Origin of the sequence: Streptomyces herbicida (assembly GCF_032656585.1) — a bacterium.
Lineage (GTDB): Bacteria > Actinomycetota > Actinomycetes > Streptomycetales > Streptomycetaceae > Streptomyces > Streptomyces herbicida.
In genome coordinates this window covers 318705-340945 of the sequence record NZ_JAUYWJ010000008.1, presented here as the reverse complement: position 1 = coordinate 340945, position 22241 = coordinate 318705, and the positions used below count along the sequence as shown (strand labels likewise).

The 22241-nt window shown below is 71.4% G+C and carries 23 protein-coding genes and 1 riboswitch; of the genes, 9 read left to right on the top strand and 14 right to left on the bottom strand.

The window, feature by feature from the left end:
* Positions 1-112: 112 nt before the first annotated feature.
* Positions 113-2002, bottom strand: coding sequence for an anthranilate synthase family protein (locus Q8A52_RS19390; RefSeq protein ID WP_316753844.1), 1890 nt, complete (start codon positions 2000-2002; stop codon positions 113-115).
* A gap of 102 nt (positions 2003-2104) precedes the next feature.
* Complete coding sequence (locus Q8A52_RS49070) at positions 2105-2161, bottom strand: trp operon leader peptide (RefSeq protein ID WP_078912442.1); 57 nt, start codon at positions 2159-2161, stop codon at positions 2105-2107.
* Positions 2162-2268: 107 nt separating this feature from the next.
* On the opposite strand from Q8A52_RS49070, the gene Q8A52_RS19385 reads away from it, so the two are divergent.
* A complete protein-coding gene (locus tag Q8A52_RS19385; RefSeq protein WP_316753842.1) occupies positions 2269-3621 on the top strand; it encodes a class II 3-deoxy-7-phosphoheptulonate synthase in 1353 nt (450 codons plus the stop codon).
* A gap of 160 nt (positions 3622-3781) precedes the next feature.
* Positions 3782-4006: a (2Fe-2S)-binding protein gene (locus tag Q8A52_RS19380; RefSeq protein WP_316753840.1), complete on the top strand. Its 225-nt coding sequence runs from the start codon at positions 3782-3784 to the stop codon at positions 4004-4006.
* On the opposite strand, the gene bfr is transcribed toward Q8A52_RS19380, so the two are convergent.
* Complete coding sequence (bfr, locus tag Q8A52_RS19375; protein ID WP_316753838.1) at positions 4003-4482, bottom strand: bacterioferritin; 480 nt, start codon at positions 4480-4482, stop codon at positions 4003-4005. The two genes, Q8A52_RS19380 and bfr, sit on opposite strands and share 4 nt — an antisense overlap.
* A 176-nt stretch (positions 4483-4658) precedes the next feature.
* Here bfr and Q8A52_RS19370 point away from each other — a divergent pair, with 176 nt between their 5' ends.
* Entirely contained in the window at positions 4659-5291 is a 633-nt protein-coding gene (locus Q8A52_RS19370) for a sulfite oxidase-like oxidoreductase (protein ID WP_316753836.1), read from the top strand.
* A gap of 18 nt (positions 5292-5309) precedes the next feature.
* Here the strand turns inward: Q8A52_RS19370 and Q8A52_RS19365 are convergent, their stop codons facing one another.
* The 6 genes from Q8A52_RS19365 to thiO all read right to left on the bottom strand — a co-directional run bounded on the left by Q8A52_RS19365 (position 5310) and on the right by thiO (position 11023).
* Positions 5310-5804 carry a DUF4396 domain-containing protein gene (locus Q8A52_RS19365; protein WP_316753835.1) on the bottom strand — a complete coding sequence of 165 codons (495 nt, stop codon included), beginning with the start codon at positions 5802-5804 and terminating at the stop codon, positions 5310-5312.
* Between the two features lie 84 nt (positions 5805-5888).
* Positions 5889-6782 carry a deoxyribonuclease IV gene (locus tag Q8A52_RS19360; RefSeq protein ID WP_316753833.1) on the bottom strand — a complete coding sequence of 298 codons (894 nt, stop codon included), beginning with the start codon at positions 6780-6782 and terminating at the stop codon, positions 5889-5891.
* A gap of 47 nt (positions 6783-6829) precedes the next feature.
* Positions 6830-8755 (bottom strand): Stk1 family PASTA domain-containing Ser/Thr kinase, encoded by a 1926-nt coding sequence (pknB, locus tag Q8A52_RS19355; RefSeq protein WP_316753831.1) that lies wholly within the window; start codon positions 8753-8755, stop codon positions 6830-6832.
* Positions 8756-8843: 88 nt separating this feature from the next.
* The gene (locus Q8A52_RS19350) at positions 8844-9638 is read right to left on the bottom strand and encodes a thiazole synthase (RefSeq protein ID WP_316753829.1); all 795 of its coding nucleotides are present in this window, start codon (positions 9636-9638) and stop codon (positions 8844-8846) included.
* A gap of 3 nt (positions 9639-9641) precedes the next feature.
* The gene (gene thiS / locus Q8A52_RS19345; RefSeq protein ID WP_316753827.1) at positions 9642-9842 is read right to left on the bottom strand and encodes a sulfur carrier protein ThiS; all 201 of its coding nucleotides are present in this window, start codon (positions 9840-9842) and stop codon (positions 9642-9644) included.
* Positions 9839-11023, bottom strand: coding sequence for a glycine oxidase ThiO (thiO, locus tag Q8A52_RS19340; protein WP_316753825.1), 1185 nt, complete (start codon positions 11021-11023; stop codon positions 9839-9841). The genes thiS and thiO overlap by 4 nt, the downstream gene beginning before the upstream one ends.
* A riboswitch (TPP riboswitch) is annotated at positions 11021-11132 on the bottom strand. (Overlaps the previous gene by 3 nt.)
* 53 nt (positions 11133-11185) lie before the next feature.
* Between thiO and Q8A52_RS19335 the strand changes: the two genes are divergently transcribed.
* From Q8A52_RS19335 to Q8A52_RS19310, 6 genes are all read left to right on the top strand, one after another.
* On the top strand, positions 11186-11536 hold the full coding sequence (locus tag Q8A52_RS19335) for a hypothetical protein (protein ID WP_316753823.1): 351 nt from the start codon (positions 11186-11188) through the stop codon (positions 11534-11536).
* 32 nt (positions 11537-11568) lie between these two features.
* Entirely contained in the window at positions 11569-12801 is a 1233-nt protein-coding gene (locus Q8A52_RS19330) for an NAD(P)/FAD-dependent oxidoreductase (RefSeq protein ID WP_316753822.1), read from the top strand.
* A gap of 65 nt (positions 12802-12866) precedes the next feature.
* On the top strand, positions 12867-13232 hold the full coding sequence (locus Q8A52_RS19325) for an Rv2175c family DNA-binding protein (protein ID WP_053671919.1): 366 nt from the start codon (positions 12867-12869) through the stop codon (positions 13230-13232).
* 136 nt (positions 13233-13368) lie between these two features.
* Complete coding sequence (thiE, locus tag Q8A52_RS19320; RefSeq protein ID WP_316753817.1) at positions 13369-14022, top strand: thiamine phosphate synthase; 654 nt, start codon at positions 13369-13371, stop codon at positions 14020-14022.
* A gap of 121 nt (positions 14023-14143) precedes the next feature.
* On the top strand, positions 14144-15067 hold the full coding sequence (gene metF / locus Q8A52_RS19315; protein ID WP_316753815.1) for a methylenetetrahydrofolate reductase [NAD(P)H]: 924 nt from the start codon (positions 14144-14146) through the stop codon (positions 15065-15067).
* A gap of 56 nt (positions 15068-15123) precedes the next feature.
* Positions 15124-16062: an SCO2102 family sporulation regulator gene (locus tag Q8A52_RS19310; protein ID WP_316753813.1), complete on the top strand. Its 939-nt coding sequence runs from the start codon at positions 15124-15126 to the stop codon at positions 16060-16062.
* A 14-nt stretch (positions 16063-16076) separates the two neighbouring features.
* On the opposite strand, the gene Q8A52_RS19305 is transcribed toward Q8A52_RS19310, so the two are convergent.
* The 5 genes from Q8A52_RS19305 to Q8A52_RS19285 all read right to left on the bottom strand — a co-directional run bounded on the left by Q8A52_RS19305 (position 16077) and on the right by Q8A52_RS19285 (position 22203).
* Positions 16077-17579, bottom strand: coding sequence for a phytoene desaturase family protein (locus Q8A52_RS19305; RefSeq protein ID WP_316753812.1), 1503 nt, complete (start codon positions 17577-17579; stop codon positions 16077-16079).
* 46 nt (positions 17580-17625) lie between these two features.
* Complete coding sequence (locus Q8A52_RS19300) at positions 17626-18240, bottom strand: DUF4126 domain-containing protein (RefSeq protein WP_316753811.1); 615 nt, start codon at positions 18238-18240, stop codon at positions 17626-17628.
* A gap of 357 nt (positions 18241-18597) precedes the next feature.
* Entirely contained in the window at positions 18598-19227 is a 630-nt protein-coding gene (locus tag Q8A52_RS19295) for a TetR/AcrR family transcriptional regulator (RefSeq protein WP_316753808.1), read from the bottom strand.
* Between the two features lie 65 nt (positions 19228-19292).
* Positions 19293-21377 carry a YhgE/Pip domain-containing protein gene (locus Q8A52_RS19290; protein ID WP_316753807.1) on the bottom strand — a complete coding sequence of 695 codons (2085 nt, stop codon included), beginning with the start codon at positions 21375-21377 and terminating at the stop codon, positions 19293-19295.
* The gene (locus tag Q8A52_RS19285) at positions 21349-22203 is read right to left on the bottom strand and encodes an ATP-binding cassette domain-containing protein (RefSeq protein WP_316753805.1); all 855 of its coding nucleotides are present in this window, start codon (positions 22201-22203) and stop codon (positions 21349-21351) included. The genes Q8A52_RS19290 and Q8A52_RS19285 overlap by 29 nt, the downstream gene beginning before the upstream one ends.
* Positions 22204-22241: the final 38 nt, after the last annotated feature.

The following is a 22241-nucleotide window of genomic DNA, read 5'->3' as shown; positions in this document are numbered from 1 at the left end:
CGGCGTTCTTCGTGTGCACGGGGGGCACCGTTCAGGGTGAGGACCGAATCGGGGCGGAACTGGGCACGGGGAACCGTGGCCGACCCGGGTGATCCGACCCAGGGCTCGCTTCTCAGCGCCGGTCGGCGAAACCCGGTCCGTCCGGCGCTGTGCTCGTCCCTCGCAGCCGGCCGATCAGCTCCCGCACGATCACCGCCCCGTTCAGGGTCAGCACCGACTCCGGGTGGAACTGCACACCGGCGAACCCGGGACCCCGCAGCGCGTGCACCTCCCCGTTGGCTGCCCGGCTCACCTCGACGCCGTGTGCCGCCAGCTCCCGGGCGGCCTCCTCGTCGCAGCGCGCCACGAAGCTGTTGTAGAAGCCGACCGTCTCGGTCCGCCCGAACAGGTCGACCGTCGTCTGCGCCCCCTGGTACGGCACCTCCTTGCGTACGATCTCCAGCCCCAGCTCGGCCGCGATCAGCTCGTGCCCGAGACAGACGCCGAGGACGCCGTCCCGGTGCCCCCGGATCACCTCGGCGGTGAGCCCCCGCAGGAAGCGCATCTTCGGATCGGTGAGGTCCGCGGGGTCACCGGGTCCGGGGCCCAGGACGACCGTGCCCTCGTGCGCGAGCACCGCCTCGCGCAGCCCCGGCTCGTCGTAGCGCCGGACGGTCACCGCCAGACCGCTCGACCGCAGCACATGCGCGAGCATCGCCGTGAAGGTGTCCTCCCCGTCGACGACGAGCGCATGGCCCGCGAGGGCCTCGGAGCGCTCCTGCATCCGCAGCCAGAACGGCGCGAGCGAGGCCCGGCGCCCGTCCAGCGCCGCCCGCACCCGGGGGTCGTCGGCCAGCCGGCGGCGCGCGTGCTCCCCGCGGGGCCGCGAGGGCCGTACGCCGAGAGCCGCCAGCACACCCGCCGCCTTCGCATGGGTCTCCGCCACCTCGCCCGCCGGGTCCGAACCCCGGACCAGGGTGGCGCCGACCGGTACGCGCAGCCGCCCCGCCGCGTCGATGTCCGCGGTGCGGATGAGGATGGGGGAGTCCAGCGTCTGGGCACCGCCAAAGTCGTGGCCGATCAGGGCCAGCGCGCCCGCGTAGTAGCCGCGGCCCCCGACTTCGTGCCGCTCGATGACCCGGCACGCGTTCTGCACCGGCGAGCCGGTGACCGTGGCGGCGAACATGGTCTCCTTCAGGACCTCCCGCACGTCCAGGGAGGACTTGCCGCGCAGCTCGTACTCGGTGTGCGCGAGGTGCGCCATCTCCTTCAGCCGCGGGCCGATCACCACCCCGCCCATGTCGCCGACCGTGCACATCATCTTGAGCTCCTCGTCGACCACCATCGACAGCTCCTCGATCTCCTTGCCGTCGGCGAGGAAGTCCAGCAGGTGCTCGGGCGTCGGGCCGCCGTCCGGATAGCGGTACGTGCCGCTGATCGGGTTCATGACGACCGTGCCGCCGGACATCCGGACGTGCACCTCGGGGCTGGCCCCGACCAGCGTCCGGTCGCCGGTGTGGACGACGAAGGTCCAGTACGCGCCCCGCTCGCCCTCCAGCAGCCGCCGGAACAGCGCGAGGGCGTCCGCGCGGCCGAAGCCGGGGATCTCACCCTCGTACGTCCGCCGGACGACGAAGTTCGCGCCCTCGCCCCGCCCGATCTCGTCGCGCAGCACGCGGCCGACGATCTCGCCGTACTCCTCGTCGCCCACGTCGAAGCCACCGCCCTCGACCCGCACGTCGTGCGCGGGCAGCTGCGCCAGGGCGTCGGCCAGGGGGAGGGTGCGGGTCTCCTCGGGGATCAGCACGGCCAGCGGTGTCCCGTCGTCGCGGACGTCGAAGCCGCGTTCGCGGATCTGCCGGAAGGGGACGAGGGCGAGGCCCTCGTCGGGCAGGTCGGCGAGCCGGTCGTACGTGGTGACGGGGCCCAGGAACACCTCCACGGTGTTCTCGTCGTGGCCCGGGGTGCGGCGGCGGAGCAGGGCGAAGGGGCGTGGGTCGGTCAGCAGGTCCAGCAGATTCATGGGTCGGTGATCCTTCTCGGTCTTCTTGACGGAGAGGAACGGCCCCAAAAACGCCGAAGGCCGCCCCTCGGGCGGCCTTCGCGAAGTCTTGCGTACGCGCAGTCAGTGGGCCGCCGGATGAGCGGTCCACCACCAGTTCTGGGTCGAAAGCGCGAACATGCGGTGCACCCTACCCGATCGCCCGTGCGTCCACAGGTGAGCGCATGACCGTCTCACCTGTCGAGCCGGGAGAAAACGACTCGACACGACCCCGTAGTGTTGAGTGCGTGACCGTGAACGCTAAGACCAGCGCGAGCGCTGGCAACACCTGGCGAAACCTGCCCGCGGCGCAGCAGCCCGAGTACCCCGACGCCGAGGCTCTGCGCGCAGTGATCGCGGACCTCGAGTCGTATCCGCCGCTCGTCTTCGCGGGCGAGTGTGACCAGCTGCGCGCCCGGATGGCTGCTGTCGCCAAGGGAGAGGCGTTCCTCCTCCAGGGCGGCGACTGCGCCGAGGCCTTCGACGCGGTGTCCGCCGACCACATCCGCAACAAGCTCAAGACGCTGCTCCAGATGGGCGCCGTGCTGACGTACGCCGCCTCGGTGCCCGTGGTGAAGGTCGGCCGTATCGCCGGCCAGTACTCCAAGCCGCGCTCCAAGCCGTCCGAGACCCGCGACGGCGTCACGCTGCCCGTGTACCGCGGCGACTCCGTGAACGGCTTCGACTTCACCGAGGCGAGCCGGATCCCGGACCCCGAGCGGCTGAAGCGGATGTACCACGCGTCCGCCTCGACGCTGAACCTGGTGCGCGCCTTCACCACCGGCGGTTACGCGGATCTGCGCCAGGTGCACGCCTGGAACCAGGACTTCGTGCGGTCGTCCCCGTCCGGCCAGCGCTACGAGCAGCTGGCCCGCGAGATCGACAACGCGCTGAACTTCATGCACGCCTGCGGCGCGGACCCGGAGGAGTTCAAGACCGTCGAGTTCTTCTCCTCGCACGAGGCGCTGCTGCTGGACTACGAGTCCGCCCTGACCAGGGTCGACTCCCGCACCGGCAAGCTGTACGACGTCTCCGGGCACATGGTGTGGATCGGTGAGCGCACCCGGCAGCTGGACCACGCGCACATCGAGTTCGCCTCGAAGATCCGCAACCCGATCGGCATCAAGCTCGGCCCGACCACCACGGCCGAGGAGGCGCTGCAGTACATCGACCGCCTCGACCCCGAGCGCGAGCCGGGCCGCCTCACCTTCATCGTCCGCATGGGCGCCGACAAGATCCGCGACAAGCTCCCCGAGCTGGTCGAGAAGGTCACGGCGTCCGGCGCGACGGTTGCCTGGGTGACCGACCCGATGCACGGCAACACCTTCGAGGCGGCCTCCGGTCACAAGACCCGCCGCTTCGACGACGTGCTCGACGAGGTCAAGGGCTTCTTCGAGGTCCACAAGGCGCTGGGCACCCACCCGGGCGGCATCCACGTCGAGCTCACCGGGGACGACGTCACCGAATGCGTCGGCGGCGGCGACGAGATCTTCGTGGACGACCTCCACCAGCGCTACGAGACGGCCTGCGACCCGCGCCTGAACCGCAGCCAGTCGCTGGACCTGGCGTTCCTCGTCGCCGAGATGTACCGGGACCAGTGACGGGTCTGCCGGTCAGGGACAAGTGAAGTGGGGCGCGGATCACATACGATCCGCGCCCCTTCCCACTTTTGCGGTTCCCAAGTGATGGGTAAGGTTAGGTTTGCCTCACCGATCAAGCGGGACGGCACCAGTCAGCGATCCCGTCGGGAGGTGAATCCGCGTGTACGTGTGCAGCTGCTTCGGTGTGACCGAGGCGCAGGTCAAGAAGCATGCGGAGGACGGCGCGTGCACCCCGCGCCAGATCGCCTCGGCCTGCAAGGCGGGCACCGACTGCGGTTCGTGCGTACGGCGCATCCAGTCCATCCTCGGCCGTGGCGCATGCCCGCGCCGTGAGCTGGCCGACCAGGGCAAGCCGATCCTGGCCGGGCTGGACGAAGCCGCCTAGCTCTCCGGCTGCTCGATCAGCTGCGCGATGTAGAGCGCCTCACCGAGCTTCTCCACCAGTTCCAGCTGGGTGTCCAGGTAGTCGATGTGATGCTCCTCGTCGGCGAGGATGTCCTCGAAGATGTTCGCGGACGTGATGTCGCCCTTCTCGCGCATCACCTTGATCCCGCGCCTGAGCCGGTCGATCGCCTCCACCTCGATCTCCCGGTCCGCCTCGAACATCTCCCGGACGGTCTGTCCCACCCGGACATGGAACAGCCGCTGGTAGTTCGGCAGCGCTTGCAGGAACAGGATGCGGTCGGTGAGCACCTCGGCGTGCTTCATCTCGTCGAACGACTCGTGCCGCGTGTACTTGGCGAGCTTCGTCCAGCCGAAGTTCTCCTGCATCTTCGCGTGCAGGAAGTACTGGTTGATCGCGGTGAGCTCACCGGTGAGCTGCTCGTTGAGGAATTCGATGACCTCGGGATCGCCCTGCATCGCACGGGCTCCTTCCGCATGGGGGAAATGGGGAGGTTGCGGGCGCATGATTGCACCGGTGTCGAAGATCGTCCAGTAAGTGCGTACTTAGTAAGTAAGTGCAGGCTTGACACTAGTTGTCTGATTTAGGGCAGGGCTGGTCAAGTGCACTGCTCCGGGTCTGTCAGGATGGAGTCATGGGTCATCCGGTGGAGCGCGAATCTGGAGAAGCGGCAGGATCCGAGCTTCCGCCGGGGCAGCGACTGCAGCGTGGCTGGCCGGTCACGCACTATGGCCCGGTGCCCAAGTTCCGGCCCGAGCGCTGGGAGTTCAGGGTCTTCGGCGCCACCGCCGACGGCGAGAAGCACTGCTGGAACCACGAGGAGTTCACGGCCCTGCCGTACACCACCGTCGTGGCCGATCTGCACTGCGTGACGAAATACAGCATGCTCGGCGCGGAATGGGGCGGTATCCCCGCCCGGACCATCCTGGAGATCGCCCCGCCCGCACCCAACGTCACCCATGTGATGGTCTGGGCGGAGTACGGCTTCAGCTCGAACCTGCGCCTGCCGGACTTCGCCTCCGACCGCTCGATCTTCGCCACCCACAAGGACGGTGAACTCCTCACCGCCGAGCACGGCTTCCCGGTCCGCCTCGTGGTGCCCCACCTCTACGCCTGGAAGGGCCCCAAGTGGGTGCGCGGCGTGGAGTACATGACCGCCGACCGCCGCGGCTTCTGGGAGGAGCGCGGGTACCACAACCTCGGCGACCCCTGGAAGGAACAGCGCTACTCCTACCAGGAGGAGCCCGGGGACGGCCCCGAGCTCTGACACCTCCCGGCGATGCGCTCAGTGGTGGTACTGGTGCGCCACCGCGTGGCCCCTGCCCCGGCCGATCGTCCACTTGTTGACCGGCGTCGTGACCGCGAAGGCCACCACGAGTGAGATCAGCAGCGAACCCCAGAACAGCAGGTCGTGCAGCTGTGCGTCCATCGCGTCCGGCCACAGCACGATCACGCCGTTGTCGATCAGCTCCATCACGGCGATCGACAGGGTGTCCGCGGCCAGCGCCACCCGGAAGGCGGTGCGGAAGTCGACGCCCGCCTTCAGTACCCCGCGCAGGGTGAGCGAGTAGCCGAAGAAGAAGGCCAGCACGATCGCCAGGACCGTCGTCGGCGGATTCCCCCACCCGAAGGCCGTTCCCACGACCATGCCCAGCACCTCGCCGATGGCGCAGCCGGTGAGGCAGTGCAGGGTGGCCTGGGCGGCGACGGGCCAGGTGGCCGCGGCCGGCGCGTGGTGGTGGGCGCGCGTGTGCGTGTCCGCGTGTGCCTCGTGCTGCATGAGATCCCCCAATGTCGAGTCACGGCTCCTGCGTGCAGTGGGAACCGTATACCCCCTTGGGGTATTCCCGCGGCAGTCGCGGAGCTACCCGTCGCGCAGTTTCTTCAGCCGCTCCACGTCCGCCGCATGCCCCTCCTTCCCGCCGGGCGTCTCGATGATCAGCGGTACGCCCTCGGTCGCGGGGTGGGTCATCAGGGCCCGGAACGGGTCCTCGCCGATGTGGCCGGAGCCGATGTTCTCGTGGCGGTCCTTGTGCGCGCCGACCACGTCCTTGGAGTCATTGGCGTGGATCAGCTTCAGCCTGCCCTCACCGACCGTGCCGACCAGCAGATCCAGCGTCCGGTGCATGCCGTCCGGGCCGGTCAGGTCGTGCCCGGCGGCGAAGATGTGACAGGTGTCCAGGCACACGCCCAGCTTCGGATGCGCGTCCAGCGCCTCGAAGTACGGCCCGAAGTCCCAGGTGCGGGAGCAGAGCGAGGCGCCCTGCCCGGCGGTCGACTCCAGCAGTAGAAAGGGATCGTCGTCGTGGGTGAGCTCGTCCAGCAGCGGCAGCATGTGTTCCCGCACCTGCTCCAGCGCCACCGCCCGCTCCCGGCCGCCGGTCGCGCTGCCCGTGTGCACGACGACCCCCAGCGCGCCGATCTCCCGCCCGCGCCGCAGCGAGTGCCGCAGGGACTCCACCGACTTCTCGACCGTCGCCTCGGTGTGCGAGCCGAAGTTGATCAGGTACGGGGCGTGCACATACGCGGGGATCGACTCCTCGGCGCACGCCGCCCGGAACGCCTCGTCCTGTCGCGGGCTGCCCGCCGGGGTGGCCCAGCCACGGGGGTTGGCGGCGAAGACCTGCACCGTCTCGGCCTTGAGGTCGCGGGCGTACGTCAGGCCGACGGAGTGCAGGCCGCCGGCCACGGGGACATGGCCGCCGATCGGATTGCGGGAGGGGCCGGGGACGGCACCGGAGGAATGCTGACTGCTCACCCGTTCAGGGTGTCACGCCCCCGGAGCGCCCCGTCCACGTGCTCCCGTCAGCGGATGGTGATCGATATCGTCGATCCCTTGGGCGCCGTGTCGCCGCCCTGGACCGACTGCTTCTTCACCGTGTCCCCGAACAGCCCGAGCAGCCCGCGGTCCTCGTCGACCTTGAAGCCGGCTCCCTCCAGCGCCTTGTGCGCGTCGTCGACGCTGTCCCCGACCACGTCCGGGACCTCGATCATCTCCGGGCCCTTGGAGATCGTCAGCGTCACCGTGTCACCCTCGGCGGCCTGGCTGTCGCCTGCCGGGGTCTGCCGGGCGACCTGGCCCTTGTCGTACTCGGAGTTCACCTGCTGCGAGGCGACCTCCACCTTCAAGCCGGCGTTCTCCAGCTCCTGCTTCGCGTCGTCCAGGTCGTCGCCGGTGACGTCCGGGACGTCGACCGGGCTGCCCTTGCTGACGACAAGCGCGATCGCCGAGCCCGCGTGCCGCTTCGTACCGGCCGTCGGGTCGGTGCTGATCACCGAGCCCCTGGCGACACTGTCACTGAACTCCCGGGTCACCATCCCGGGCTCCAGCGCGTCCGCCTTCAGCCGGGCCCTGGCCTTCGCCAGCGGGACGCCGTGGACGTCGGGCACGTTCACGGTCTCCGGGCCGTTCGAGATGGTCAGCGTCACCGCGTTGTGGCCGCGGATCCGGGTGCCGGCCGCCGGGTCGGTGCGGATCACCGTGCCCCGCTTCACCGTGTCGTCGTAGGCGTGCTCGATCTTGACGTCGAGCCCGGCCTCCTTCAGCCGTGCTCTCGCCTCCGCCTCGGTCTTCGCCAGCAGCGGCGGGACCCGGGTGAACTGACCGGAGTTGATGTACCAGACTCCGGCGCCGACACCGAAGACCAGCAGTACGGCGGCGATGACCGTGACCACGGTGCGCCGCGGCCGGCCCGTGCCTCGCCGGGGCGGCACGGGCGGCGCCTCCAGCCGGCTGGTGTGGTCGGCAGCCCCCACCCGGTCGTCGTCCTCGTTGACGGGCAGCAGCCGGGGCACGGTCAGCGAGCGCGGGATCACGCTCGTACGGTCCTCGGCGATGTCGTGCTCCGCGGAGAGCGCCTGCGGCGGCACGGCGTCCAGCTGCTCGTCGGTGAGCCCCGCGCGGGCCTCGCGGAGCCGGGCCAGCAGCGCCACGGCGTCCTGCGGCCGGAGGTCCGGGGTGCGCGCGGTGGCCGCGGCCACCAGCTCGTCCAGCTCGTACGGCAGTCCGGGCACGGTGGCCGAGGGCGGCGGCACGTCCTCGTGGATGTGCTTGTAGAGCACCGTGGCGGGCCGGTCCCCGGCGTGCGGCTTCTCGCCGGTCAGCATCTCGTACAGGACGACACCGCAGGCGTACACGTCGACCCGCGGGTCGGCCGTGCCGTGCTCGATCTGCTCCGGCGCGAGGTAGGAGACGGTGCCCAGCACGGCGCCCGTGGTGCTCGTCACCGTGTCCACGGACCGCACCAGACCGAAGTCGGCGACCTTGACCCGACCGTCGTCCCCTATCAGCACGTTCTCGGGCTTCATGTCCCGGTGCACGAACCCGGCGCGGTGCGCGCCGCCGAGCGCGGCGAGCACCGGCTCCAGGATGTCCAGCGCGGCACGGGGCTGCAGCGCACCGCGCTCGCGCAGCACGTCACGCAGGGTGCACCCGGCGACGTACTCCATCGCGAGATACACATACGACCCGTCGGTTCCCTGATCGAAGACCTGCACCACGTTGGGGTGCGCCAGCCGCGCCACGGACTTCGCCTCGCGGATGAACCGCTCCACGAACGACCCGTCGGCCGCCAGCGTCGGGTGCATCACCTTGAGCGCGAGCACCCGGTCCAGGCGGGTGTCCAGGGCCCGGTAGACCGTGGCCATCCCGCCGACCGCGATCCGCGCCTCGACGCGATAACGGCCGTCGAGCACCTGCCCGACGAGAGGGTCCTGAAGGGTCGTATCCACGCAGGTGAGTGTACGAGCCGCGACCGACAGGGCCGGGGGTTACGCCGTTCCGGGGACGGAATGCAGCAGAGCTGTGACTGTTGCGCGACTAGAACGCGGGGCGCTCGGGATCCAGGTGCGCGCGCCCCTCGGTGGGGGAGGAGGCCTCGGCGAAGTGCCGGGGCGGGATGCGCCCCGCCCGCCGTGCCAGTCGGCCCGCCTCCACCGCGTGCTTCATCGCCTCCGCCATCAGCACCGGCTCCTGGGCCCGCGTCACCGCGGAGGCGAGCATCACACCCGCGCACCCCAGCTCCATCGCCAGCGCCGCGTCCGACGCCGTGCCGGCCCCCGCGTCCAGGATCACCGGCACGCGCGCGTGCTCGACGATCAGCTGGAAGTTGTGCGGATTGCGGATGCCGAGCCCGGAGCCGATCGGCGAGCCCAGCGGCATGACCGCCGCGCAGCCGACGTCCTCCAGCTTCCGGGCCAGCACGGGGTCGTCATTGGTGTACGGCAGGACCGTGAAGCCGTCGTCCACCAGCGTCTCCGCCGCGTCCAGCAGCTCGACCGGATCCGGCAGCAGCGTCCGCTCGTCGGCGATGACCTCCAGCTTGATCAGATCGGTGCCCAGCGCCTCCCGCGCCAGCCGGGCCGTGAGCACGGCCTCACCCGCGGTGAAACACCCCGCCGTGTTCGGCAGCACCCGGATGCCGAGCCGCTCAAGGACCGACAGCACCGAGCCGTGCACCTCGGGGTTGACCCGCCGCATCGCCACCGTCGTCAGCTCCGTGCCGGAGGCGACCAGCGCCCGCTCCAGCACATCCAGGCTGGGCGCACCGCCCGTACCCATGATCAGCCGGGACGAGAGGGGCGTACCGCCGAGGACAAAGGGATCGTCGGCCATGGGTCAGCCTCCTTGCACGGCGGTGAGGACTTCGACGCGGTCTCCCTCGGCGAGGGCCGTGGCGGACCACTGCGCGCGCGGGACGACGGTTTCGTTGAGCGCGGCGGCCACTCCGCGCGGTGCCGCGGTGAGGGACTGCACGAGGGTGTCGAGAGCGGTGCCGGGCGCGATCTCCCGGCGCTCCCCGTTGACCGAGATGTTCATGCGGGCTGCTCCGAAGGGACCGGGGCCGAGGGGACGGCGAGTGCGGCGCCGAAGCGCATCGGCGTGAAGGGACGGGCCAGGTCCGGGAGTTCCCCCGTGACCAGGACGTGTGCCATGACGTCGCCGGTGACCGGTGTGAGCAGCACGCCGTTGCGGAAGTGCCCGGTGGCCATCAGCAGCCCGTCGAGCGCGGTCGGGCCGAGCATCGGCGCGTTGTCGGGGGAGCCGGGGCGCAGTCCGGCCTGCGTCTCCGTCAGCGGCAGCTCGGTGATCCCGGGAACCAGCTCATGGGCGTCCCGCAGCAGCTCGTACACACCGCCCGCGGTCACCGTCGTGTCCCAGCCCAGCTCCTCGCTCGTCGCCCCCACGACCAGCTCGCCGTTCTCCCGGGGCACCAGATAGACGTGCCCGCCGCGCACCACGGCCCGCACGGTACGGCTCAGGAAGGGCGCATACCGCCGGGGCACCGTAAGCCGCACCACCTGCCCCTTCACCGGCCGCACCGGCGGCAGCAGGTCGTCCGGCACGCCCGCGAGCCGCCCGCTCAGGCTGCCGGCCGCGAGCACCACCTGGTCCGCGCCCAGGACGTCTCCGTCGCGGGTGACGACCCCGCAGGCCCGTCCCCGTACGACGGACAGCCGCTCCGCCCACGTGCGGTGGAACACCACCCCCGCGCGCTCGCACGCGGCCACCAGCGCGGCCGTCAGCCGCCGCGGATCGATCTGATCGTCGCCGTCCACCCGCAGCCCGCCGCGCACACCGGGCGCGAGCATCGGCTCCAGGCGCCGGCACTCCCGCCCCGACAGCCACTCGGACTCCAGTCCCGACCGCTGCTGCAGGGCGTGCAGTTCGCGCAGATGGGCGCGGTCGTCGGCGTCCAGCGCGACGGCGAGTGTGCCGCAGCGCCGGTAGCCGAGGTCGTGGCCGGTCAGCTCGGTGAGCTCGGCCGCGAAGTCCGGATAGCGGCGGGCCGAGGCGAGGTTCAGGCCCAGCAGGGTCTGCTCGCCGTAGTGCAGTTCCGTGACCGCGGCCAGCATCCCGGCCGCCACCTGTGCGGCACCGCCGCCCGGCTCGGGATCCACCACGGCAGTGACGAGCCCGCGCTGCGCGGCCCGCCAGGCCGTGACCAGGCCGATGATTCCGCCCCCCACGACGAGGACGTCTGACGTACGTGACGACATGGGCGTCCAGCCCCTCCCTTCGCCGGCATGACCCGGATCAGGTTCGTACGGTCGGAGGCCGCCAGCCTCCCTCTCAGCCCGGTGCGTCCGGGCTCCCGCGAGTGCTTGTACGGTGGCCACCCTAGCCCGCAGAGCTTCGCCCTTGTAAGGGAGCCTCCGCCCATGGCCCGATCGCTCGACGGTCTGATCCTCGCTCCCGTCGCCGACCAGGCCCCGGGCCAGGTGGGTACCCGGACCCGGTTCGCGTACCACGAGAAGGACGGCGAGGTCTGGGCCGAGTACGCGGGCGGCGACGTCGTGCGCGGGTGTCTCGTGGGCACGCGGGAGGGCGACCGGCTGGACTTCCGGTACGTGCAGCTGAAGCACGACGGCACCACGTCCTCGGGCCACTGCGTGTCGACCGTCGTCGAGCTGCCGGACGGCCGGGTGCGCCTGGAGGAGACCTGGGCGTGGGAGTCGCAGCGGGGCAGCGGAACGAGCGTTGTGGAGCAGGTCACTCAGCACGCCCCCTGACTGACAGTTTGTCAGTTGTCTATGGTGATCGGGTGAGCGAGCAGACGCAGCAACGGGGCACGTCACAGGCGCGGCGCGTGGTCGTCGTCGGCGCGGGCATGGCCGGGGTGCAGACCGCGGTCGCCCTGCGGGAACAGGGCTTCACCGGCACCGTCACGCTGATCGGCGCGGAGCCGCACCAGCCGTACGACCGGCCACCGCTGTCCAAGGCCGTGCTGCTCGGCAAGGCCGAGGGCTCCGCCTTCGACGTCGACTTCGAGTCGCTCGGCATCGAGCTGCAGCTGGGGTGCGAGGCGGACGGCGTGCGCCCCGCCGACCACGAGCTGGACACCGAGTCCGGGCCCGTTCCGTACGACGTCCTGGTCCTCGCCACCGGCGCAGAACCGATCCGCCTGCCCGGCACGGAGGGTGTCCCCGGAGTGCACCTGCTGCGCACCCTGGACGACGCCGAGCGGCTGCGGCCGGTGCTCTCGCGGCAGCACGACATCGTGGTCGTCGGCGCGGGCTGGATCGGCGCCGAGTTCGCCACGGCGGCCCGCGAGGCGGGCTGTGCGGTGACGGTCGTCGAGGCCGCCGACCGCCCGCTCGCCGGAGCGCTCCCCGCCGAGGTGGCCGCGCCGATGACCGCCTGGTACGCCGACAGCGGCGCCGCGCTGCGCACCCACGCGCGCGTGGAGCGCATCGAGCCGGGCGCGGTGGTGCTCGACGACGGGGCGCGGCTGCCCGCGGGCGCCGTCGTGGTCGGCATCGGCGCGCGTCCCGCCACGGACTGGCTCGCCGCCTCGGGCATCGAGCTAGGAGCGCACCGCGAGGTGGTGGCCGACGACCATCTGCGCGCCTCCACCCCCGACGTGTACGCGGTCGGCGACTGCGCCTCCTTCCCGTCGGCCCGGTACGGCGAGCGGCTGCTCGTCCACCACTGGGACAACGCCCTCCAGGGCCCGCGCACGGTGGCCGCCAACATCATCGGCGAGACCCCGGTCGTCTACGACCCCGTCCCCTACTTCTGGTCCGAGCAGTTCGGCCGTTTCGTCCAGTACGCCGGTCATCACGCGTCCGCCGACACGCTGCTGTGGCGCGGCGACCCGCTCGGGCCCGCCTGGACCGTCTGCTGGCTGCGGGAGGACCGGCTCGTCGCCCTGCTGGCGGTGGGCAGGCCGCGGGACCTGGCCCAGGGGCGGCGGCTGATCGAGTCCGGCACGCCGGTGGTCGCCGAACTGCTGACGGATCCGGCCCGGCCCTTGAAGCAGGCCGCGGCACGGTAGTGAAAAAGCCCAGCTCGGACGGGCCCGGCTTCCGACTGTCAGTCCGGGATGGCAGGCTGTTTTCCGTGACCGAGATTGACGCAAAGATCGATGCTCTCGTCCCCGCCTGGCTCACGCTGCCCGACATCGCCGAACAGCTCGGCGTCGAGGTGACACGTGTGCGGCAGCTGGTCAAGGAGGGCCAGCTCATCGCCGTACGCCGTGGCGAGAACCGCGCGCTGCACGTCCCCGCCGCCTTCATCGACGGCGACAAGGTGGTCAAGGGCCTGTCCGGGACCTTGACGCTGCTGCGGGACGACGGCTTCACGGACGAAGAGATGCTGGAGTGGCTCTTCACCCCCGACCCGAGCCTGCCCGGCACCCCGGCCCAGGCCCTCAGTGAGAACCGCGGCACGGAGGTGAAGCGCCGGGCCCAGGCGCTCGCTGTCTGACCCAACACACCGATACCGGAACGACGTACGCCGAGGGGCCGTGGCCCGGCCCGGCCCCTCGGTGGTGTGTGCTTGCGCCGTCGTCGCATCGGATCGCTTCGCCTTGCTTCACACCGACAACCGGGGGAGTCAACCCATGTCCGACACCGCCAGCGCACGCGCCCGTCTGGCCGACGCCCGTGTCTACCTCTGCACCGACGCCCGCAGGCGCCAGGGGGACCTCGCCGAGTTCCTGGACGCGGTCCTGGCCGGCGGTGTCGACATCGTGCAGCTGCGGGACAAGGGCATGGAGGCGGCCGAGGAACTGGAGCACCTCCAGGTGTTCGCCGAGGCCTGCGCCCGGCACGGCAAGCTGCTCGCGGTCAACGACCGCGCGGACGTCGCCCACGCCGCCGGCTCCGATGTGCTGCACCTGGGCCAGGGTGACCTCCCGGTGCCCGCGGCCCGGGCCGTTCTCGGCGACGAGGTGCTGATCGGCCGGTCCACCCACGCCGAGCAGGAGGCCGCCGCGGCCGCGGTGCAGGAAGGCGTGGACTACTTCTGCACGGGCCCCTGCTGGCCGACCCCCACGAAGCCCGGCCGCTACGCCCCGGGCCTCGACCTGGTCCGCCACACCGCCTCCCTCGGCACCGAGCGTCCCTGGTTCGCCATCGGCGGCATCGACCTCGGCAACCTCGACCAGGTGATCGACGCGGGCGCCCGCCGGGTGGTCGTCGTCCGCGCGATCACGGAGGCCGAGGACCCGGGAGCGGCCGCCGCGGAGTTCCAGAAGCGACTGCGGCAGGTGTAGGACCCGTCACTGTCCGCGTTCCCGCCCCTCTCCTGTCCAAGGAGTGGACGGAAAGTCGACAAAACGGGCAATTCCCCGGCCTTTGGTTGGGTCTCCGCCCACCCCTGGCTAACCTGCCGGTATGGCCCTCGGAACCGCATCGACCAGGACGGATCGCGCACGCACCGTGCGCGACATCCTTGGCACCGGCAAGACGACGTACTCATTCGAGTTCTACGCGCCGAAGACCCCGAAGGGCGAGCGGAGCCTTTGGAACGCGCTCCGCAGGGTCGAGGCGGTGGCTCCGGACTTCGTCTCCGTCACCTACGGCGCGGGCGGCTCCACCCGGGCCACCACGGTCAAGGAGACCCAGCAGATCGTCGTCGACACGACGCTCACCCCGGTCGCCCATCTCACCGCGGTCGACCACTCCATCGCCGAACTGCGCAACATCATCGGCCAGTACGCCGACGCCGGCATCCGCAACATGCTCGCCGTGCGCGGCGACCCGCCCGGCGACCCGATGGGCGATTGGGTGCCGCACCCCCAGGGCCTGACCTACGCGGCCGAACTCGTCCGTCTCATCAAGGAGTCGGGCGACTTCTGCGTGGGCGTCGCCGCCTTCCCGGAGATGCACCCGCGCTCCGGCGACTGGGACACGGACGTCGAGCACTTCGTCGACAAGTGCCGCGCGGGCGCCGACTACGCGATCACTCAGATGTTCTTCCAGCCGGAGTCCTATCTGCGGCTGCGTGACCGGGTCGCGGCCGCGGGCTGCGAGACCCCGGTCATCCCCGAGGTCCTGCCGGTCACGAGCGTGAAGATGCTGGAGCGACTGCCCAAGCTCAGCAACGCCGTGTTCCCGGACGCCCTGAAAGAGCGGATCCTCACAGCCAAAGACGATCCGGCGGCGGTACGCTCCATTGGCATCGAATTCGCCACGGAGTTCTGCGCACGGCTGCTGGCCGAGGGAGTGCCCGGACTGCACTTCATCACGCTCAACAACTCCACGGCGACGCTGGAAATCTACGAGAACCTGGGCCTGCACCACCCCCCGCAGGCCTAGACCGGCCGCACGGGTATACGACACACTGCGTAGCGGTCACTGGGAGAGGGGCGTACATGGGCTTGACGGTCCTCTACATCGCGTTCGGCATCGTTGCGCTGTGGCTGCTCGGCGAGGTTCTGCTGCAGTACAAGGCGCGCCTGCGCTGGCGTCTGCTCGCCTTCGTCGGCTTTCTCGGCGTCGTGCTCGGCGTCCTGATCCCCTCCGTCGTGGTCATCGGCCTGGGCGCGGCCGCCTTTGCGATCGGCCAGACCTACGTCACGCTGTCGTTCCGCCGCGGCTTCGCGGCCGGCTGGGCGGTCCGAGGCCCGGGCCCGGGCGCGGGCGGCACCAGCAAGCGCCGCCGCGGCGAGCCGGCCGACCCCGTCCTCGAGGTCTCCGACCTGGAGGACGCCGAGGGCGACGACGACCAGGACGGCGCCTACCGCCGCGACAACGTCTCGTACGGCGACGACTACGACCGCGAGGACGTGTTCACGCCGACCCGGTCCGGCGAGCCCACCGCCGCCGAGACGACCGCCGTCTACGAGCCGCAGCCGCTCCCCGAGGACACGGGCTCGTACGGCATATACGGCGGCCCCGCCTATGCGACCGCAGGCCAGCCCCAGGACCAGAGCTACGCGACCGCCGCCCAGGGCACCGACCAGAACTACGCGTACGACTACTCCGGCTACGGCCAGCAGCAGTACGGCTACGACGCCACCGGCCAGCAGCAGTACGCCAACTACTCCGACCCGTACGTCGGCAACCAGTCCTACGGCGGTGCCTCGTACGACAACGGCTACGGCGGCCAGCAGTACCCCCAGCAGGGCTACAGCCAGGACCAGTACGCCACCGGCGGCTACGGCGAGACCCCGGCCGACGGTGTGTGGGTCCCGCAGCAGCGCACCGACGAGACGTACGGCGGCGAGCTGCCGCAGGAGCAGCAGTACCCGTACCAGCAGGGCAACGGGCAGCAGCCGGGCAACGGCTACGACGAGCAGTACCGTTTCTGAGGGCTAGCGGCGTCTCACCGGGAACCCCGGAAGTCCGGCCCCTCCACGATCAGTCCCGCGACCAGCGCGCCCGACATGCCCGCGTGGGGGAGTCCACCGCCCGGGTGTGACCAGCCGCCCACCCTGTACAGGCCCGGCAGCCGCGTGGTGTTCGCCGGATGCAGGAAGCGTCCCCCGCCCGCGGCGAGCGCGGGAGCGGGCACCGGCCCGGCGCCGGTCTCGTCCGCACTGTGGCCGGGCGTACGGACCTCGCGCCATATGAGCCGCTCGCGCAGCCCGGGCAGGGCCGCCCCGGCGGCCTCCACCACCAGGTCGGCGAAGTCCTCGGCGGTGCTCTCCCGCTCCCAGCCGGCCTCCGTCGGCACGGTCGCCGACACGACCACCGACTCGTGGTCCGCGTCCGGGCGCAGGGCGGGGTCGTCGGGCCGCAGCACGGTCACCGTGGGGCGCGCGGGCCCGGCACCGGGCGAGGCCAGGAAGTCCAACTCGGCGTCCCGGTCGGGTGGGTGCACGACCGTGCGGTGCGCGGCACCGGCCTCGCGCGCGCCACGCAGGGCCAGCAGCACGGTGAACCGTCCTGGCCGGGGGGCCGCGGTCTCGGCGCGTACGTCGCCCTCCGTGTCGAGGGGATGCCCCGTCAGCCCCCGCAGCCGTACCGGATCCACGTCCGCCACCACATGGTCCGCCTCGGCCACCGTCCTGTCGGCGAGTTCCACCCCCGCCGCCCGGCCGTCCTTCTCCAGGATCCCGGTGACCTCGGCGCCGAAGACGAACTCCACCCTGCGGGCCAGGCACCGCTCGTGGACCGCGCGCGCCAACTCCCGCATCCCGCCGCGGACATACCAGGTGCCGAAGGCGTGCTCCATGTACGGCAGCACGGCCGCGCTCGCCGGAGCCACCCGGGGATCGAGGCCGTACGCGAGGGCCTGGCTCTCCAGGAGTGCCGCGAGCCGCGGGTCCCGCAGCTCCCAGGCGCCGACCTCGGCGAGCGTGCCGGCCCGGCGGGTGCGCAGCAGACGCTTGTGGGGGACGGACGGATAGGGCTCACGCTCCGCCAGCACCGCCCAGTTGGGCCACAGGGGCTCCTCCAGCAAGGGCCGGCGGGTGCGGTCCCAGGCTTCCCGGGCCCGCACGAGGAAGTCGCCCCAGCGCTGCCCCGCGCCCGCTCCAAGGGCCTCGTCCAGGGCGGAGACGACACCCGCGCGCGAGGCGTTGGGCAGGGACACCCCGGTGCCGTCCGCGAACACATGCCGGGACGACGGATCGACCTGCACCAGTTCGACGCGGTCCTCCAGCGGCTCCTTGCCGGTCTTGACGAACAGATCGCGGTAGACGGCGGGCAGGGGCAGCAGCCCGGGACCGGTGTCGAAGCGGAACGCGTCCCGCTCGAACCGGCGCACCGCGCCGCCGTATGTCTCCGTGCGCTCGTACACCACCACCCGGTGGCCCGCGACGGCCAGCCGGGCGGCAGCCGCCATCGCGCCCATCCCGGCGCCGATCACCGCAATCCGTGCCATGCCTGCGACTTTATCGACCGCCACCGACAATCCGGCCCGCGGGCGGTCAGTCCGGCGGCCGGCGCTCGTGCGCGGCCAGCCGCCGCTCCTCGCGCCGTTGGGCCCTGCGCCGCAGGAAGCGGCGGATCCGTGAGACCAGGAAGAACAGCGCGATCAGTCCGGCGGCCAGCAGGACCGCCGCGATCACCGCAGCCGCCCCCGGATGGAACATGGCGAACGTGACGATGCCGGCCACCCCGAGATCCTCGGCCAGGCTCATGATCACGTTGCTGAAGGGCTCCGGCGAGGTGTTGATCGCCATACGGGTGCCGGCCTTGACCGTATGGCTGGCGAGTGCCGTCGAGCCGCCGATCAGGCCCGCGGCCACGTCTGACAGCGAACCGCTGTGCCCGGCGAGCAGCGCCCCGACCCAGGCTCCCGCGACCGGCCGGATCACCGTGTGCACGGAGTCCCACACCGAGTCGACGTACGGGATCTTGTCGGCGACCGCCTCGCACAGGAACAGCACGCCGGCCGCGACCAGGACCTCGGGCCGCTGCAGCGTCTCGGGAACGTCGTCGCTCAGCCCCGCCGCGCCGAAGACACCCAGCAGCAGCACCACGGCGTAGGCGTTGACACCGCTGGCCCAGCCGCTCGTGAAGACGAGAGGGAGTACGGACACGGACGCGATCGTAACCAGTCGAAATCAGCGCGTCCTGGGCATGAGCACACAGGTCTGAGTACGCGTACCTAGGGAGTGAGATGAGTACGCGCGCGGATGGGGGCCGACAGGCGCGAACGAGACAGTGGAGCCACGGAAAGGGCGCCACGTCCGGCACCGCCGACACGGGGCGGCGGAACGGCGATCGCGCCCTTGTCCGCTCCTTCCGCCGATTCGTCGGCGGAAGCGAGACACGGGGGGAGCAGGGGGAGACCCCGGGGAAGACCGGAACGGGGGTTCCAACGGGGGAGCACGGAAGGCGCCGGTCCGACGGTGGCCCGCGGGGGACGCGGCCGCATCGGACCGGCGTTTTCGCGTTCAGCCCTTGCCGCTCACCCGTCCCTGGAGCAGCCGGGACAGGGCCGCGTGGACATCGTCCAGGGACCGCTCCGGCTGGAACGACTTCCAGTCCAGCGCGGCCACCAGCACCATGCCCACCAGCGCGGCCGCCGTCAGCTGGACATCGATCTCCTCGCTGAACTCGCCGTTCGCCACACCCTCGCGCAGCACGCCCTCGACGACCGCGACGGCCTCCTGCCGGACCACCATCAGCGTGGACTGCCAGGCCCGGTTGGTGCGCCACAGCTCGGCCACGTACAGCTGGGTGAACGCCGGGTACCGGTCGATGAAGACGAGCCCGGCACGGACCATCGCGTCCAGGGCGTCGACCTTGCTGCCGCCCTGGCGCTCGGTCCGCTCGGCCGCCTCCCGCAGCGAGGCGGTGAGGAGCCCCACGCCGTGCCGCAGCAGCTCCTCGAAGAGGACCGACTTGCTCGCGAAGTTGTAGTAGACCGTGCCCTTCGCGACCCCCGCCCGCTCGGCGATCTCGTCCACGGTGGTGGCGGAGAAGCCCTGCTCGGCGATGAGCGTGACGGCCGCCTCGTAGAGCTTCTGCCGGGTGGCCTCGCGGCGCGTGCGGCCGCCCGACGTGGTGCTGCTGCTTTCCATGGGCCCGATTGTCACAGGAACCGTGGCCCCGGAGGGCGCGGAAGCCGAGGTCAAACGCGAGGTTGTCACAGGCTCAGCTCCGGGTGCAGCCGGTCCAGGGTCCACACCTGGCGGCGCCGGGCCGACAGGGCGGTCAGCGCCAGGGCACCGGCCGTGAAGGCGACCAGAACGGCGCACGCGTGCCACACCGGGCCGAGGCCGCCGCCCGTGATCAGCCTCCTGAGGGCCGCGACGACATAGCTCATCGGCAGGAAGGGGTGGATCGCGTTGAAGAAGCCCGGGCTGGTCTGCACGGGGTACGTGCCGCCCGCCGACGTCAGCTGGAGCATCAGCAGGGCGAGCACGAGGATCCGGCCCGCCGCCCCGAAGCGTGCGTTCAGCCACTGCACGAGCGCCCCGAAGCACGCCGCAACAAGGAACAGGAAGCCCACCGTCCCGGCCGCCCGGGCCATCTGCAGACCGATCGCCCAGTGCAGCACCGCCATCAGGGCCGCCGTCTGCAGCACGCCGACCGCGACCACCGGCAGCCAGCCCGCCAGCGCGATCCGCCAGGCGGCGGAACCGGCCGCGAGGGCACGCCGGTTGAGCGGCTGGATGAGCATGTACGCCACCATCGCGCCCACCCACAGGGACAGCGGGATGAAGTACGGGGCGAACCCGGTGCCGTAGTTGGGCGCCTTGTGCAGGTCCCTGGAGGCGAGCTGGACCGGGTCGGCCATCACCTCGGTGCGCTGGTCGCGGTCCTTCTTGCCGTAGTCGGGGATCCGTCCGGCCCCGTCGTGCAGTCCGCCGGCGAGCTTGCCCGAACCGTCGACGAGCTTGTACATGCCGCCGTTGAGGTCCTCGGCGCCCGTCTTGAGCTTGCCGACGCCCTCGTCCAGGTCGGAGGCACCGGTCCCGGCCGTGCCGAGCCCGGTGTGCAGCTTCTTGGCGCCGGCGGCGACCTTGCCCGCGCCGTCGTTCAGCTTGTTGATCTTCTTGACGGCGTCGTCGACGTCCTCGGAGAGGTGCGGCGAGCGGTCGGCCAGGGCCTGGGCCTGCTTCTGGAGTGTGCCGAGGTTGGTGCGGAGCGTCTTCAGGTCGCCGTCCTGGTCGGCGATCAGCGTGTTGAGGTCGTCGGCCACCGTGGCCACGTCGGCGGCGGCCTCCTTGGCCTTCTTCAGGTCGGGGCAGATCGGGTCGGGCAGCACCGTTGCCTCGCAGTGCGTCCGGTAGATCTCGTCGAGCGCCTCGGAGGCCGCGTGCGCGGTCCTGGCGGCGCCCGGGGCGGCCTTCACCAGGACATCGAGGTTGTGGCTGACCGCCTTGGCCGAGTCGGCGACCAGCTGTGCCGTGTCACCGATGGTCTTCTCGTTGTCCTTGAGGAACGGACCGACCTTGTCGTAGACCCCGTTGACGTTGTCGGCGAGCGTCTGCGTGCCCTCGGAGACCTGCTGCGAACCGTCCGCCAGGTCGCCGGCGCCCGTGTTGAGCTTCTTCAGGCCCTTGGACAGTTTGCCGCTGCCGCTCTTGGCGTCCGTCAGACCGTCCGCGAGGTCCTTGGATCCCTTCTCCGCCTTCCCGATGCCGCCCGTGAGCTTGTCGGCGCCCTTCGCGGCCTTCACGGTCTGCCCGTGGATGTCGGAGAAAGAGATGAAGATCCGGTCCAGGAAGGACCGGGAGGTCTTGGTGGACGCGGCCGTGCGCACCTCGCTGAAGACCGTCCGGGATATCTGCCCGACGATGTAGTTGTTCGCGTCGTTCGTCCGCACCTGGAGGGCGCCCGTCTCCGGGGCGTCGCCCGAACTGGAGGCGATGCGCCGGCTGAAGTCGGTCGGCATGGTCAGCGACAGGTAGTACGTGCCGTTCTCGACGCCCTTGCGTGCCTCGGCCGCGTCGACCTCGTGCCACTCGAAGGTCTTGCTGTCGCGCAGCCCGTCGACGATGTCGTCGCCCGCCGTGATCTTCTTCCCGCCGGCGGTCGCCCCCTTGTCGTCGTTCACGAGTGCCACGGGGATACGGTCCAGACGGCCGTACGGGTCCCAGAAGGACCACAGGTACAGGGCGCCGTACAGCAGCGGCAGGACCAGGAGCGCGACCAGGGCGGCACGCGGCAGCTTCCCCCGGCCGAAGCGCCTCAGCTCAAGCGCGGCCAGCCTCGGCGAGCGCATCGCCGTCCTCCTTCGCTCGGTCGTCGATCTTGGTGTCGGTGTCGGTGTCGGTGTCGGTGCCGCTGCCGATGTCGGTGCCGGCCTCGGCCTCGGTCTCGCTCTTGGCCCTGGTCCCGGTCTCGGTCTTGTTCGTGGTCCCGGTGGAGATGACCACGGCGTCGTCCGGGGCCTGGCTGCACACCGCGACGACCGTCGTCCCGGCTTCCGCGAGAGACCTCAGAAGGGCCCAGACCTCGGCCCGTTCGGCGTCCGAGAGCTTCAGGTCGACGTCGTCCACCCCGAGCAGCCGGGGCCGGCCGATCAGCGCGAGGGCGACGGACAGACGCAGCGCCTCCAGGCGCTCCAGGTCGCGTACGGCGGTGCGGGAGCCCTTGGGCAGGGCCTCCCGGTCGAGCCCGGCGGCACCGAGCGCGGCGTCGATCCGCAGCCTCGCCTCCAGCGTCCGCTCCCGCTGCGGCCGCATCAGCCCGCGCAGCGAGTCCCCGAACCGCCGCTGCAGCAGCGCCCGTTCGCGCAGGTGCTCCCCGACGGTCAGGGCCGGTTCGAGGTCGGTGACGCCGGCGACGTTGGCCACCGCGCTGAGGCGGCGCACCGCCGCGAGTTGCTTCGGCAGGTGGGCCGGGCCCACGGTGGCCGTTCCCGCGGTGGCCTTCATCCGGCCGGTGAGCGCGAGCAGCAGACACGTCCGGCCGGAGCCGGACGGTCCCTCGACGGCGATCAGCGAGCCGGGCTCCGCGTCGACGGAGGCCCCCTGGAATGCCCAGCCCCGGGGGCCCTTGAGGCCGAAGTCCCGGGCGGCGACGGCGAGTCCTGGCGGACTGCTCACAGCTCCCCCATCCCTGGGCCCGGGAATGTCCCCCACGT

Excerpts from the sequence above, each read along its gene's own strand:
- Q8A52_RS19390 (WP_316753844.1), bottom strand. The coding sequence starts at position 2,002 with ATGAATCTGCTGGACCTGCTGACCGACCCACGCCCCTTCGCCCTGCTC.
- bfr (WP_316753838.1), bottom strand. The coding sequence starts at position 4,482 with ATGCAGGGCGATCCCGAGGTCATCGAATTCCTCAACGAGCAGCTCACC.
- Q8A52_RS19370 (WP_316753836.1), top strand. The coding sequence starts at position 4,659 with ATGGGTCATCCGGTGGAGCGCGAATCTGGAGAAGCGGCAGGATCCGAG.
- Q8A52_RS19365 (WP_316753835.1), bottom strand. The coding sequence starts at position 5,804 with ATGCAGCACGAGGCACACGCGGACACGCACACGCGCGCCCACCACCAC.
- Q8A52_RS19350 (WP_316753829.1), bottom strand. The coding sequence starts at position 9,638 with ATGGCCGACGATCCCTTTGTCCTCGGCGGTACGCCCCTCTCGTCCCGG.
- thiS (WP_316753827.1), bottom strand. The coding sequence starts at position 9,842 with ATGAACATCTCGGTCAACGGGGAGCGCCGGGAGATCGCGCCCGGCACC.
- thiO (WP_316753825.1), bottom strand. The coding sequence starts at position 11,023 with ATGTCGTCACGTACGTCAGACGTCCTCGTCGTGGGGGGCGGAATCATC.
- Q8A52_RS19335 (WP_316753823.1), top strand. The coding sequence starts at position 11,186 with ATGGCCCGATCGCTCGACGGTCTGATCCTCGCTCCCGTCGCCGACCAG.
- thiE (WP_316753817.1), top strand. The coding sequence starts at position 13,369 with ATGTCCGACACCGCCAGCGCACGCGCCCGTCTGGCCGACGCCCGTGTC.
- metF (WP_316753815.1), top strand. The coding sequence starts at position 14,144 with ATGGCCCTCGGAACCGCATCGACCAGGACGGATCGCGCACGCACCGTG.
- Q8A52_RS19310 (WP_316753813.1), top strand. The coding sequence starts at position 15,124 with ATGGGCTTGACGGTCCTCTACATCGCGTTCGGCATCGTTGCGCTGTGG.
- Q8A52_RS19305 (WP_316753812.1), bottom strand. The coding sequence starts at position 17,579 with ATGGCACGGATTGCGGTGATCGGCGCCGGGATGGGCGCGATGGCGGCT.
- Q8A52_RS19295 (WP_316753808.1), bottom strand. The coding sequence starts at position 19,227 with ATGGAAAGCAGCAGCACCACGTCGGGCGGCCGCACGCGCCGCGAGGCC.
- Q8A52_RS19290 (WP_316753807.1), bottom strand. The coding sequence starts at position 21,377 with ATGCGCTCGCCGAGGCTGGCCGCGCTTGAGCTGAGGCGCTTCGGCCGG.